The 12,881-nt window shown below is 62.5% G+C and carries 14 protein-coding genes and 1 tRNA gene; 8 read left to right on the top strand and 7 right to left on the bottom strand.

Annotated elements, in window-relative coordinates:
* Positions 1 to 261: 261 nt before the first annotated feature.
* Positions 262 to 846: a transglycosylase SLT domain-containing protein gene (locus tag H6M51_RS14175; protein WP_185810466.1), complete on the bottom strand. Its 585-nt coding sequence runs from the start codon at positions 844 to 846 to the stop codon at positions 262 to 264.
* A gap of 161 nt (positions 847 to 1,007) precedes the next feature.
* Here H6M51_RS14175 and H6M51_RS14180 point away from each other — a divergent pair, with 161 nt between their 5' ends.
* The 3 genes from H6M51_RS14180 to H6M51_RS14190 all read left to right on the top strand — a co-directional run bounded on the left by H6M51_RS14180 (position 1,008) and on the right by H6M51_RS14190 (position 3,300).
* Positions 1,008 to 1,409, top strand: coding sequence for a four-helix bundle copper-binding protein (locus H6M51_RS14180; RefSeq protein ID WP_185810467.1), 402 nt, complete (start codon positions 1,008 to 1,010; stop codon positions 1,407 to 1,409).
* 124 nt (positions 1,410 to 1,533) lie between these two features.
* Positions 1,534 to 2,634: a Gfo/Idh/MocA family protein gene (locus tag H6M51_RS14185; protein ID WP_185810468.1), complete on the top strand. Its 1,101-nt coding sequence runs from the start codon at positions 1,534 to 1,536 to the stop codon at positions 2,632 to 2,634.
* Positions 2,635 to 2,658: 24 nt separating this feature from the next.
* Positions 2,659 to 3,300: a ThuA domain-containing protein gene (locus H6M51_RS14190; protein ID WP_185810469.1), complete on the top strand. Its 642-nt coding sequence runs from the start codon at positions 2,659 to 2,661 to the stop codon at positions 3,298 to 3,300.
* A 6-nt stretch (positions 3,301 to 3,306) separates the two neighbouring features.
* Here H6M51_RS14190 and H6M51_RS14195 read toward each other — a convergent pair whose 3' ends face one another.
* The 3 genes from H6M51_RS14195 to mnmA form a co-directional block, all read right to left on the bottom strand.
* The gene (locus tag H6M51_RS14195; RefSeq protein ID WP_185810470.1) at positions 3,307 to 3,621 is read right to left on the bottom strand and encodes a hypothetical protein; all 315 of its coding nucleotides are present in this window, start codon (positions 3,619 to 3,621) and stop codon (positions 3,307 to 3,309) included.
* Positions 3,622 to 3,769: 148 nt separating this feature from the next.
* Positions 3,770 to 3,846: transfer RNA gene (locus H6M51_RS14200), tRNA-Met, on the bottom strand.
* Between the two features lie 159 nt (positions 3,847 to 4,005).
* Positions 4,006 to 5,202 carry a tRNA 2-thiouridine(34) synthase MnmA gene (gene mnmA / locus H6M51_RS14205; protein ID WP_185810471.1) on the bottom strand — a complete coding sequence of 399 codons (1,197 nt, stop codon included), beginning with the start codon at positions 5,200 to 5,202 and terminating at the stop codon, positions 4,006 to 4,008.
* 183 nt (positions 5,203 to 5,385) lie between these two features.
* Between mnmA and dgcA the strand changes: the two genes are divergently transcribed.
* Complete coding sequence (gene dgcA / locus H6M51_RS14210) at positions 5,386 to 6,369, top strand: N-acetyl-D-Glu racemase DgcA (RefSeq protein ID WP_185810472.1); 984 nt, start codon at positions 5,386 to 5,388, stop codon at positions 6,367 to 6,369.
* A gap of 218 nt (positions 6,370 to 6,587) precedes the next feature.
* On the opposite strand, the gene H6M51_RS14215 is transcribed toward dgcA, so the two are convergent.
* Positions 6,588 to 7,256, bottom strand: a complete 669-nt coding sequence (locus H6M51_RS14215) for a spermidine synthase (protein WP_185810473.1) — start codon at positions 7,254 to 7,256, stop codon at positions 6,588 to 6,590.
* Positions 7,257 to 7,431: 175 nt separating this feature from the next.
* Between H6M51_RS14215 and H6M51_RS14220 the strand changes: the two genes are divergently transcribed.
* The gene (locus H6M51_RS14220) at positions 7,432 to 8,250 is read left to right on the top strand and encodes an HpcH/HpaI aldolase/citrate lyase family protein (protein ID WP_185810474.1); all 819 of its coding nucleotides are present in this window, start codon (positions 7,432 to 7,434) and stop codon (positions 8,248 to 8,250) included.
* Positions 8,251 to 8,312: 62 nt separating this feature from the next.
* On the opposite strand, the gene H6M51_RS14225 is transcribed toward H6M51_RS14220, so the two are convergent.
* Positions 8,313 to 8,621 carry a ribbon-helix-helix domain-containing protein gene (locus H6M51_RS14225; protein ID WP_113458452.1) on the bottom strand — a complete coding sequence of 103 codons (309 nt, stop codon included), beginning with the start codon at positions 8,619 to 8,621 and terminating at the stop codon, positions 8,313 to 8,315.
* A 232-nt stretch (positions 8,622 to 8,853) separates the two neighbouring features.
* Between H6M51_RS14225 and H6M51_RS14230 the strand changes: the two genes are divergently transcribed.
* The 3 genes from H6M51_RS14230 to H6M51_RS14240 all read left to right on the top strand — a co-directional run bounded on the left by H6M51_RS14230 (position 8,854) and on the right by H6M51_RS14240 (position 11,575).
* Entirely contained in the window at positions 8,854 to 9,249 is a 396-nt protein-coding gene (locus H6M51_RS14230; protein WP_185810475.1) for a VOC family protein, read from the top strand.
* Positions 9,250 to 9,372: 123 nt separating this feature from the next.
* Entirely contained in the window at positions 9,373 to 9,903 is a 531-nt protein-coding gene (locus H6M51_RS14235) for a twin-arginine translocation signal domain-containing protein (protein WP_185810476.1), read from the top strand.
* Positions 9,904 to 10,003: 100 nt separating this feature from the next.
* Entirely contained in the window at positions 10,004 to 11,575 is a 1,572-nt protein-coding gene (locus H6M51_RS14240; RefSeq protein WP_185810477.1) for a GMC family oxidoreductase, read from the top strand.
* Positions 11,576 to 11,650: 75 nt separating this feature from the next.
* Here H6M51_RS14240 and H6M51_RS14245 read toward each other — a convergent pair whose 3' ends face one another.
* Positions 11,651 to 12,841: a ceramide glucosyltransferase gene (locus tag H6M51_RS14245; RefSeq protein ID WP_185810478.1), complete on the bottom strand. Its 1,191-nt coding sequence runs from the start codon at positions 12,839 to 12,841 to the stop codon at positions 11,651 to 11,653.
* Positions 12,842 to 12,881: the final 40 nt, after the last annotated feature.

The raw sequence follows: 12,881 nt of genomic DNA on the forward strand, positions 1-12,881 counted from the left end.
CCTGAGGTGTGTCGGTCTCCCATCCGCCACCGCGCCTGCCATTACAGCCTCAAACGCGGCTTTCGGGAAGTTACAAGAGTGGCCACCACCGCCGTGGCCGCCTCACTCTCGTGACAGGTCTCAATTCCTGAACGGTTTTGAGGCGTGGGCACGTCGCGGGCTTCGGCTCTCCCCCCGTGTGGGGGAGATGCCCGGCAGGGCAGAGGGGGCAACCCTCTACGCCGTCGTCAGCAGACGCTCAAAGAACCTTCAGCTCCGCCCTCAACCCGGGCACTGCTGCAACTGCCTTGCGTAAGTATAGGTAATATCAGTAAATCTCTTCGCGCCCCGCAGGGCCTCCGGCCGCTTGTTGTAGGCGCCGCGCAGATAGCCGGTGTGGCCGGAGTGATAGGCGAGATAGAGCTTGTAGGGATCGTTCAGAGGGATATTGACCTTCTCCGCGCTCTGGCGGTGATACCAGCCGATGAAGCGGATGGCATCGGCAAAGTCGGTGCGGCGGGCACCCCAGCGGCCGGTTTCACGCTGGTAGCGTTCCCAGGTGCCGTCCAGCGCCTGCGAATAGCCATAGGCGGTCGACGGGCGCTTGCCCGGGATGAAGCCGAAATACCATTTGCGTGGCGGCTTGGCATTATGGCGGAAGCTCGATTCCGTATAGATCGTCGCCATCAGGATCGGCACCGGCACGCCGTATTCGCGCTCGGCGGCCACGGCCGCGCGGCGCCAGTTGTTGAACAGCCCGTCGCGCTGCTCGAAAATCGCGCAGGCATTGCGGGTCTGGGTTGGCGGCTTGGCGCAGGCCGACAGCATCAGCATGACGCCGAGGGCAGAATAGAGAGCGGTACGCATGACAAAACCTCGCTACAGGCTCTCCATTCTATTCATTAAAATTTAACGAAAGGTTTTCTTAACCGCCCCCGGATCTTGCATCCCCCGATCAGGGGAGGGGAACACGGTGCACCGTTTATGGTTTCGCCTGCACGTCCAACCGCAGAAAGGAAGCCAGCCCCATGTCCATTCGCGCCATGATCGAAACCCATCCACGGATGGAGGGAGCCGCAAATGATGCGCTGATTGCCTGCATCGAGGCCTGCTTCAACTGTGCCCAGACCTGCATTTCCTGTGCGGACGCCTGCCTGGCGGAAGACATGGTGGCGGAGCTTCGCCAGTGCATCCGCCTGAATGAGGACTGCGCCGACATCTGTCTTGCCACCGGGCGGGCTGCGATCCGGCGCACCGGACGCAATACCGAGGTCCTGCAGAAGCTTGTCGAAGCCTGCACGCGGGCCTGTGCGCTGTGCGCCGACGAATGTGGCCGTCACGGCGAAATGCACGAACACTGCCGGATCTGCGGCGAGGCCTGCCGGGTCTGTGAGAATGCCTGTCGACAAGCTTTGACCCAGATACAATGAGGCGTTGACGACGGTTCGTTTTGCCACCAGTCTGCCGCGCGGCTGTGGGCAGCGAGGAGGGGCGATTTCGTCCTTGCCCCGGCGATGATGGACGGAACTGGTTCGGGAGTGAGGATTTTTGCGTATGCAGCAGGTCGGCATCGGCATCATCGGATGTGGCAATATTTCAGGCGCTTATCTCAAGGCGCTCCAGCATTTTCCGATCCTGAAGGTCTGCGGCATCGCCGATCTCAATGCCGATCTCGCGCAGGCGCGGGCCGCTGAATTCGGCGTGACCGCGCGTTCGATCGATGAGCTTTACGCCGACCCGCAAGTGCAGATCATCGTCAACCTGACGATCCCCAAGGCGCATGTCGAGGTGGGGCTGAAAGCGCTTGCCGCAGGCAAACATGTCTATTCGGAAAAGCCGCTCGGCGTGACCTTTGCCGAGGGCAAGCGGCTTGTCGAGACAGCGAAACCGCTCAATCTGCGTGTTGGTTCTGCGCCTGATACCTTTCTCGGCGGCGCGCATCAGACGGCGCGCGGGCTGATCGATCAGGGCGTGATCGGCCAGCCGATCGGCGGGACGGCCTACTTCATGTGCCCCGGCCATGAACGATGGCACCCCAATCCGGACTTCTACTACGAGGCCGGTGGCGGGCCGATGCTCGACATGGGGCCTTACTACATTACCGATCTCGTCAATCTCTTCGGTCCGGTCGAGAAGGTGGCGGGGTTTGCCACCAAGGTGCGCGACAGCAGAAAGGTCGGCAGCGAGCCGCGCCGGGGCGAGACGATCCCCGTGCATGTGCCGACGCATGTTGCGGGGCTGATGTCCTTCGCCAATGGCGCGGTGGTGCAGATCTCCATGAGCTTTGATGTCGCCGCCCACTGGCACAAGCCGCTTGAGGTCTATGGCACGGAGGGCACGCTGATCGTGCCGGATCCCAATCATTTCGGCGGCGACGTCTTTGTCCTGCCGCTGACCGGCGAGGCGCAAGGCAAGCCGGTGACGCTGCCTTACGCTGAGGGCAACTGGCGCTCACTTGGCGTGGCCGACATGGCGCATGCCATTCTCTCCAACCGCCCGCATCGGGCAAACGGGGATCTCGCGCTGCATGTGCTTGAGGTGATGGAAGCCTTCCAGACGGCGTCCGACCGGGGCGAAACCGTCAAGATCACCACCAGTGTCGAGCGGCCGGCGCCGCTCGAACAATCGCTCGTCGATGGCCTGATCGGCCGCTGAGCTCATTTCAAAAAGGATATTTTCATGCGCCAGGTTCTGATTTGCTGGGGCGGCTGGGATGGGCACCAGCCCGACCAATGTGCTGCCATCGTCTCCGACATGCTCAAGGCCGAAGGGTTCACTGTCCGGGTCGAGGCGGGCACGGAGGCCTTTGCCGATCCCGCGATCCGCGACTACAGCCTCATCGTGCCGATGCTGACGATGACCAAGATCGAAAAGCCTGAAATCGAGAACCTGGAACTCGCCATCCGCGGCGGCGTCGGCCTCGGCGGCTTCCACGGCCAGGCCGGCGACAGTTTTCGCGATTGCGTGCAATATCAGTACATGATCGGCGGCCAATGGGTCGCCCATCCCGGCAATATCTACGATTACACGGTCAATATCGTGAAGCCCGAGGACCCGCTCGTCTCCGGCATTGGCGATTTCCCTTATCGCTCCGAGCAGTATTACATGCATGTCGACCCGAACAACGAGGTGCTGGCGACCACGACCTTTACCGGCGAGCACGATGCTTGGATCGAGGGCCATGTGATCCCGGTCGTCTGGAAGCGCCGCCACGGGCAGGGCAGGGTGTTCTATTCCTCGCTCGGCCACCAGGCGGCGGAGTTCGATGTGGCGCAGATGCGGGAGATCGTGCGGAGAGGGCTGGTTTGGGCGGCGCGGTAGGGCAGATTAGCCGACGAGCCAGGAGCGTACTGCGGACCAGTTGTTGAGGCTGACAATGACAGCAGTTGCGATCGACAGCATGGCGGCGGCCTTGCCCATGGTTGGAAGGCTGTTGACGCGGCCTTTCAACTCGCCGAATTCGATCGCGGAAGGGGCTGCGCGCAGCATGCCCTTGATCTCGGCGGTATCCTGCAGGACCCGCTTCATGTCGTCTTCTAGGGCTTTCACGCGCTGTTCCATGGTATCAAATGTGCCACCACCGTCGCTGTCCTTCAATGCGGCTGCCGTCGCTATGCGGCGCTTCGGCGTTTCGTTGGGCATGGAACATCATCCAATCTCGGTGTCGCGATGATTGGTGCAATCTTTGCGGGAAATTGGTTGGGCGTCAAGAATGGCAAATAATCACTAGTTACACGCTGAAGCGCTGCGCCACTTTGCCGGACTAACAATCTGCTAAACTGGAGAGCTTTGGTAGCGGGGGGCGGACTTGAACCGCCGACCTTGGGGTTATGAATCCCACGCTCTAACCACCTGAGCTACCCCGCCACACATCGAACATTCTGGCCTAGAAGCCGTCGCCGTCCGAAGCGATGGGCGGCTTATAAGGCGAGGGTCCGATCAAAGTCAAGCGCGGTTTGGCCAAAAACAACGTGGCTTTCCACCGGCTTGACTGAGGAGCTTGAGAGCGGCCCGAAAGCCTTGGCCTCATGCCGCCACGGGGCTGGCGAGAAGCGCCTTCAGCGCGCTTTCGGCCGTGCCTGAACGTTCCGAGCGCTCGATGAAGCCGCCGCCATAGACGCGGGCGTCGGCGCCCGGTGCGGAATAGAGGACACAGGCCTGGCCGGGGGCCACACCCGCTTCGCCGATTTCGAGATCGACATAGACGCCCTTTTCATCGGCATGCAGCATGGCCGGTGTCGGCGGGCGGGTGGAGCGCACCTTGGCGAAGCAGGGCATGCCGTCACTTGCATCTTCCGCCAGTGTGCGGTCGCCCAGCCAGTTGATGTCGCGCAGATAGACGCGGTGGGTTTCCAGCGCTTCCTTCGGGCCGACGATGACGCGGCGAGAGCGGGCGTCGAGATAGATGACATAGAGCGGCTCGCCGGTGGCTACCCCTAAACCCTTCCGCTGGCCGATGGTGTAATGCAGGATGCCTTCGTGATTGCCCAGCACCCGGCCATCGAGATGGACGATCTCGCCAGCCAAAGCCGCATTCGGCTTCAGCTTGTTGATGACGTCGGCATATTTGCCCTGGGGCACGAAACAGATGTCCTGGCTGTCGGCCTTCTGGGCAACGACGAGGCCCATCTCTTCGGCAAGCACGCGGACTTCCGCCTTCGACATGGCGCCGAGCGGGAAGCGCAGATAGTCGATCTGCTCCTGCGTGGTGGCAAAGAGGAAATAGCTCTGGTCGCGCTCGCTATCGATCGGGCGGAAGAGGGCGCGGTGGCCGGGGTCGTTTGCCAGCGGCACGGATTTCGAGCGGATATAGTGGCCGGTCGCCAGCGCATCGGCGCCGAGTTCTTTCGCGGTCGCGAGCAAATCGGCGAACTTGACCGTCTGGTTGCAGGCCACGCAGGGGATCGGCGTTTCGCCGGCGACATAGCTTTCCATGAACGGGTTGATCACGGTGTCGCGGAAGCGCTGTTCGTAGTCGAGCACGTAATGGGGAATGCCCAGCGTTTCGCAGACGCGGCGGGCATCGTCGATGTCCTGGCCGGCGCAGCAGGAGCCGGCGCGATGGACGGCGGCGCCATGGTCATAAAGCTGCAGCGTGATGCCGAGGACGTCATAGCCCTCGCGCTTCAGGATGCCGGCGACGACGGAGGAATCCACGCCGCCCGACATGGCGACGACAACGCGCGTATCTTCCGGTCTCTTGTCAAAATCCAGCGTGTTCACGGGCTTCGTCTCTGTGCTTCATGCGACCGTTCAGCCCGCCGCTTCAGGCGATCTTGGCCAGGCTCTGCCGGGTTTTTCACCCGCTGCCGGTACCGGTCCTTTAGTTGACGGATATAGAAAGGATTGCATCTTCGTGCAAGAGCAGCGATTCGCGGGAGGTGTCCCGCAGGGAGGTCCGAAGAAATGCCCGTCCAGATGACCGTCACGCCCGAGAGCTTTCCCATCGCCGGGACGTTTACGATTTCGCGCGGGTCGAAGACCGAGGCGAAAGTGGTCACGGTGCGGCTGACGGATGGCGTGTTTGTCGGGCAGGGCGAATGCGTGCCTTATGCGCGTTATGGCGAGACGGTGGAGAGTGTCGTCGATGTGCTGAATGCGCTGGTGCCGGAGGTGGCCCAGGGGCTGGATCGGCTAGGGCTGCAGAGCAGGCTGAAGCCGGGGGCGGCGCGCAATGCACTCGACTGCGCCTTCTGGGATCTCGAAGCCAAGCGGGCAGGGCTTCCGGCCTGGCACCTTGCAAAGTTGCAAGAGCCAAAGCCGCTATCGGTCACCTATACGCTGTCGCTCGGCACGCCTGAGAGCATGCGGGCAGCGGCGGAGAAGGAGGCGCATCGGCCGCTTCTGAAGGTCAAGCTCGGCGGGGAGGGTGATATCGAACGCATCCGGGCCGTCAGGGCAGGCGCCCCGAACGCTGATATCATCGTCGATGCCAATGAGGGCTGGAGCCTGGAGCAATACAAGGCGCTGGCGCCCGTCTTTCTCGATCTCGGGGTCAAGCTGGTCGAGCAGCCGTTTCCAGCAGGCGCAGATGAGGCGCTTCTCGGTCTCGATCGGGTCCTGCCGGTCTGTGCCGACGAAAGCTGCCACGACACGGCATCGCTGGCGAGCCTCAAGGGCAAGTATGATGCCGTCAACATCAAGCTCGACAAGACGGGTGGTCTGACGGAAGCGCTTTTAATGCGCGATGCGGCTTTGGATGCCGGTTTCGAGATCATGGTCGGCTGCATGGTCGGCACATCGCTTGCCATGGCCCCGGCTTTTCTGATCGGGCAGGGCGCGGCCTTTGTCGATCTCGACGGTCCGCTGCTTCTGGCGCGCGACCGCGAGCCGGCGATTGCCTATGACGGCGCGGTCATGCCGCTGCCGCCGCGTGGGTTGTGGGGGTAGTCTTTCCCGTTTTGCCGGACGGCACCCCCCTCTGCCCTGCCGGGCATCTCCCCCACAAGGGGGGAGACTGGCTGAGCCGCCAGCCCGGCGTTCTCCCTTTAGTGTTGTGGAGCTAGCGGCAGACGCGACGCCCCGCTCTCCCCCCTTGTGGGGGAGATGTCACGCAGTGACAGAGGGGGGTGTTGGCGAAGCCGAACCGGTGCAGCAGGGTATCGCCATCACGTCTTCGCCATCCAGATCATGTGCTTCTTGCCGCGCCCCGCTTTCCCGGCGCGGACGGGAATCTCTTCCACGCCATAGCCGCAGTCCTTCAAGCGGCGCGTGAACCTGGGGTCCGGCCCCTGCGACCAGACGCCGAGAACGCCGCCGCGGGTCAGCGCTGCCTTGGATTTGCGAATCCCGTCATGGGAATAGAGGCCGTCGTTCTCTTCCCGGGTGAGGCCGTCGGGGCCGTTGTCGACGTCGAGCAGGATCGCGTCGAACAGGCCTTTGGACTTGGCAATCAACGCGCCGACATCGCCGACGTGAATGGCCACGCGCGGGTCGTCGAGGCTGCCGGCATAGATCTCGGCCATCGGGCCGCGCGCCCAGTCGACGACGGCGGGCACGAGTTCGGCGACGGTCACCTTGGCATCCTCAGGCAGCACAGCCAGGGCGGCGCGGAGCGTAAAGCCCATGCCGAGGCCACCGATCAGGATATGCGGGCGCTTGTGATCGACGATCCGCTCGAAGGCCAGCGTGGCGAGCGCTTCCTCAGAGCCGCTGAGGCGGCTGTTCATCAGCTCGTTGCTGCCGAGCATGATCGAGAATTCCGTGCCGCGTTGTTTCAGGCGCAATTCGCTGCCGCCGGGTATCTTGGCCGTGTCGAGCTGGATCCAGGGGAGCATGGGTCAGTTCCTGCGCTTTGAAGAGTTCAGCTGCCCCTATCACGGAGAAGCCCGGAGGTTCAATCGCGCGGCGTACCGGCGATCAACAACGAGGCTTGCGGTTCATCCCGCTTCCGGGGATAGCTTGAATACTCCGGTCTGTCTGCCGGATCATGATTGCTCCAGGAGACTGCCCATGCCCGCCCCCGTGAACCTCTTCAAGAAAGCGCTGCGTGAAGACAGGGGGCTCCTGACCGGGCTCTGGGTGGCGCTCGCCAATCCGCATTCGGCGGAGATCTGCGCCGGGGCCGGCTTTGACTGGATCCTCATCGATGCCGAGCACGGGCCGAACGACATTCCGCTGATCGCAGCCCAGCTGGCGGCGATTGCCCGGCATCCCTCGCACCCGGTCGTCAGGCTGCCGGTCGGTGAGCCCTGGCTGATCAAGCAGGCGCTCGACATCGGGGCGCAGACGCTGATGATCCCGATGGTCGAGACGGGCGAACAGGCGGAGCTTCTGGCCAAGGCGCTACGTTATCCGCCCGACGGTATCAGAGGCATGGGCGCGAGCCTGGGGCGCGCCTCGAATTTCGGGCGGATCGCCGATTACGCCGAGACGGCGAATGCGCAAGTCTGCCTCATCGCCCAGATTGAGAGCCGCCTGGGCGTCGAAAATGCCGATCAGATCCTCGCGGTCGAGGGCGTCGATGCCGTGCTGATTGGTCCTGCCGATCTCTCGGCCGACATGGGGTATGGCGGCAAGGCGACAGTGCCGGAGGTGATGCAGACGGTCGAGGCGCTGATCGGCAAGATCAAGGCTGCCGGCAAGCCGGCGGGCATCATGACCGGCGATCCGGAAATGATCGCGCTCGCGCGCCGGGCCGGCGTGCGCTTCATGGCCAATGGGACGGATACCTGGTTGTTGGCGAATGCGGCCGCGGCCATGGCCGAAAAGATGCGCGGCGAAGATGGGTGCGACCCGTCTCCGGCTCCCAAGACGGGCGGCTATTCGTGACCTGTGGTGTTACCTGTCCTGATGCGATCCGGCCTCTGCCGTGGCACGCTTCCTTGCCCTCGTCACTCCGCAGCAATGATGTGGAATTCCTGCGGCTCTGTTGGATTCTGCGCCTTGCTCATCAGGTAGATCAGGCAGCTCGTCCTTAAAAGCGAGGCAAAGTTCGAGACCGAGCCGTTGATCTCGAGCGCCTCGTCGTAAAGCGTCGAGAGGAAGCGGGACGTCGAGAAATTCTGGCTGGCGGCGATCTCGTCGATCAGCACCCAGAAGGCGGCTTCGAGCTGGATGCTGGTGGAATGGCCACCGATACGGACGGAGCGGTTGACCGCGCGATAGCGGGCCGGGTCCTGTCCTGCGAAGACTTCACACATGGCATACTCCTCCCTGGTTTTCGTTTTTTCGTTCTTTAGTGTTTTGAGCATTATGTTGCGGGGCGGGCCGGCGGTCAATTTCCGTCTTCTCTAAACTGCCTCGCCCGGGTGCGAAGAATGGGCACAGCCGTCGGCGAAAAAATTCGCCTGCGGTAATGGGCTGCTACCAGCCTTCCGGCAAATCGCGACATTCTCCAGACATGACATTTGTCAGCATGCGAGGAGCAGCCCCTTGGCCAAAATGATCCATTCGATGATCCGTGTTCTTCAGGAAGAGCGCTCGGTCGACTTCTATACGAAGGCCTTCGGGCTGGAGATCGCGGACCGTCTCGATTTCGAAACCTTCACCCTGATCTATCTCAGCAACTCGGAAAGCGAATTCGAGCTGGAACTGACGGTCAACAAGGGGCGCGAGGAAGCGTATGACCTCGGCACCGGCTACGGCCATCTCGCCGTCAGCGTTTCGGACCTGGATTCCGAGCACGCGCGTCTCACCGATCTGGGCTTGAACCCGAACAAGATCGTCGAGTTCAACCGGGATGGTGTTCTCATCGCGCGCTTCTTCTTCATCACCGACCCCGACGGCTACAAGATCGAAGTCTTGGCCCGGCACGGACGGTTCAAATGATCGGAAGGCCGGGGGAAGAGGAACTCCCGGCCTTTTCTGTTTCGCAGACGGTCGGCGCGGTCAGCGCCTGCCTGGGGTGACGGCAGCAGGCCGTCGCACATCATCTCATGGGAGGAGAATGACGTGGTAACGATACTCGACAAGACCGGGGGCATGTCTCGCCGCCAGCTTCTGAAGACCGGTGCGGCGAGTGCCGTGCTGATGGTCACGGGCACCGCCGTGATCTGTCCCGACCAGGCCTGGGGCCTGGAAGCCACTGCGCTTAAGCCCGAAACCATCGCCACGCTGATCAAGCTGGCGCGCGACATCTATCCGCATGACCAGCTGGCCGACAAATTCTATGCCGTCGCCGTCAAGGGGCAGGACACGCTGGCGGCCAAGGACGAGAAACACAAGGCGCTGATCGAGGACGGGATTGCCGATCTCGACAAGCGGGCAGGTGCCGGCGGTTATCGTGGGCTTGGCTGGGAAGACGATCGTGTGGCGATCCTGCGCGACATCGAGACGACACCCTTCTTTCAGGCCGTGCGAGGCGACCTCGTGGTCAGCCTCTATAACCAGAAGGAGATCTGGCCGATCTTCGGCTACGAGGGCGAGTCCTATTCCAAGGGCGGCTATATCGAGCGCGGGTTCAACGACATCACCTGGCTCTGAGCTAACCCCAAGACACGCATTCATCGTCGCCGGAAGGAGGCCCATCGCGGATGGGAACGGCGGCGCTTACCCAAATTGACCGATTTCCCGGGAGGAAAACATGGCAGCGCCCTATGATCTCAACGACGACAGCGTGGTCGTCATCATCGGCTCCGGTGCAGGCGGCGGAACGCTTGCCAACGAGCTTGCCCAGAAGGGCATCGACGTCGTCGTGCTCGAAGCCGGTGCCCGCATCGAGCATGAGGAATTCATCAACGACGAATGGGACAGCTTTGCCCAGCTTGCCTGGCTCGACCACCGCACCACCGGCGGCGGCTGGCGGGTGGCCAAAGACTTCCCCAACCTGCCGGCATGGATTGTGAAAGCCGTCGGCGGCACGACCACGCACTGGGCTGGCGCGTCGCTGCGCTTCCAGGAGCACGAGTTCAAGACGCTCACCCATTACGGCAAGGTCGAAGGGGCCAATCTCCTAGACTGGCCGATCACCCTTGCCGACCTCGAGCCATACTATGCCAAGGCCGAGGACAAGATGGGCGTGACCCGGACCAATGGTATCGAAGGGCTGCCCGGCAACAACAACTTCAAGATCCTGAAGGCCGGGGCCGACAAGCTGGGTTACAAGGACTGTCATACCGGCAATATGGCCATCAATTCGGCAGAGCGCGACGACCGCATGAGCTGTCAGCAGACCGGCTTCTGCTTCCAGGGCTGCAAATGGGGTGCGAAGTGGTCGACGCTCTACACGGAAATCCCGAAGGGCGAAGCGACCGGCAAGCTTGAAGTCAGGCCGCAGTCGCATGTCATCAAGATCGAGCATGATGCCAATGGCAAGGTGAATGCCGTCGTCTATGCCGACAAGGACGGCAACCTGAAGAGCCAGAAGGCGCGCATCGTCTGCGTTGCCGGCAATTCGATCGAAAGCCCGCGCCTGCTTCTGAACTCCGCCTCATCGAAGTTCCCGGATGGTTTGGCCAATTCCTCCGGTCAGGTCGGCAAGAACTACATGCGCCACACGACCGGCTCGGTCTATGCCGTGTTCGACAAGCCGGTGCATTTCTATCGCGGTACGACCATGGCCGGGATCATCCGTGACGAAGCAAGGCACGATCCGTCGCGCGGCTTCGTCGGCGGCTATGAACTCGAGACGCTTGCGCTCGGTCTGCCGTTCATGGCGGCCTTTCTCGATCCGGGCGGCTGGGGCCGGTCCTTCACCTCGGCGCTCGACAACTATGCGAACATGGCCGGTCTATGGATCGTCGGCGAAGACATGCCGCAGGAACAGAATGCCGTGAAGCTGCATGCCGAGCTCAAGGACAAGTTCGGCATGCCGATCCCGGATGTCTGGTTCACTGACCATCCGAACGATGAGGCAATGCGCAATCACGCCTACAAGCAGGGTGTCGCCCTTTATGAAGCGGTCGGTGCTAACAGGGCCTTCCCCACGCCGCCTTATCCGTCGACCCACAATCTCGGCACCAACCGCATGAGCGAGAAGGCGCAGGACGGCGTCGTCAATAAATGGGGCCAAACGCACGACATCAGCAATCTCTTCGTTTCAGACGGTAGCCAGTTCACCACGGGCGCCGCAGAAAATCCGACCTTGACGATCGTCTCTCTTGCGATCCGACAGGCGGATTACATCGCCGAACAGATGGGCCAAGGCACGATCTGAGCGGCAAAGACTACACCTCCCTCTTGCGGGCGGCGATCGCCAGGCGGTCCCGCCCGCTTTTTTCTCTGAGAAAGCCTAGAGGCCGCGCGCAGCGACGAGGGCTCTGGCTTTGTCGCGGGTCTTCACCACGGCCTTGCGAAGCCGTGCCGTGCGGCCATTGTCGTTGTCGGCTACCGTCATCGCGTTGCCGCGCCATTCAAAGCCGCTGCCGAACCAGGCGGCGATGAATAGGGCCGGCAGAAAAAGGTCACGTGTTGCCATGGCGGGGATGATGCGCCAGCTGGCCGGCCAGCCATAGGTCCGGGCGAGCAGAACTTCGCCGCCGTACCATAGCGCGAGATAGGCGAGGGGAGCATAAAGCGGCATGCTGCCCATCGCCGACAGTGCAATGGTCGCTGCGGCAGGCAGGGCGGCTCCCGTGAAGAGCTCCGGCAGGAAGTAGATCGGGAAGGACGCGCGGCGCAGGCGGGCCCAGCGCAGCTGGCGCTTCCAGACGGCCCTGATGTCGCGCTCCCCGAGCGGCTGAGGAAAAGGCTGGCGTACGAGCCGGACCTTGAGGCCCGCGCTGCGGATGAGGAGCGTGGCCGCCGCATCTTCCGCGACTTCCTCGCCAAGCCGCTCGAAACCGCCGAGCCGGGTGATCAGCTGGCGGTTGAAGAGCATCGACTTGCCCTGGGCAAAGCCGAATCCGACGGCATCGGCAAACAGCTGCCAGCGGGCCTGGAAACTGTCGAGCCAGGCGCTTTCGAGGAAAGCGCCGAAGTTTTCAGGTTCCGTGCCGGCCGGAGGCGAGCAGACGAGGCCGGTCTGCTCATCCCAGCGGGCAAGCATGCGCTCTATCGTGTCCGATGGCATCAGGACGTTGCTGTCGGTCATGACAATCCAGTCATGGCGGGCGCAGCGCCAGCCCTTTATGACGTTGTTCATCTTCGGATTGACGCTGAACAGGTCCTCTCCGACCAGAAGCTTTGCGGGGATATGTGGGTGTTCTGCCATCAGGCGGCGTGCAAGGGTGGCCGCCGGGTCGTCGGCTCTGGCGACACAGAAGAGGATCTCGTAAGCGGGCCAATCGAGCCTGAACGAGGAAGCGAGGCAGCGCTCAAGATTGTTTTCCAAACCGCAGATGGGGCGGATCAAGGTGACGGGCGGCCGTGGGGTCGACGTCGTTCCTCTGTTTGGGTTGCGCAGTCTGGCGGAGAGGACGAAGGCGATGCTTGCAAGCTGGATGACAAGGGCGATCGCGGCGAACCAGATCAGAACAGTCATGGCGAGTCTCCGGATTTTGTCTTCCGCATAACATCGCAGT

Source organism: Rhizobium sp. AQ_MP, assembly GCF_014237835.1.
In the GTDB taxonomy this organism is placed as follows: Bacteria; Pseudomonadota; Alphaproteobacteria; order Rhizobiales; family Rhizobiaceae; genus Allorhizobium.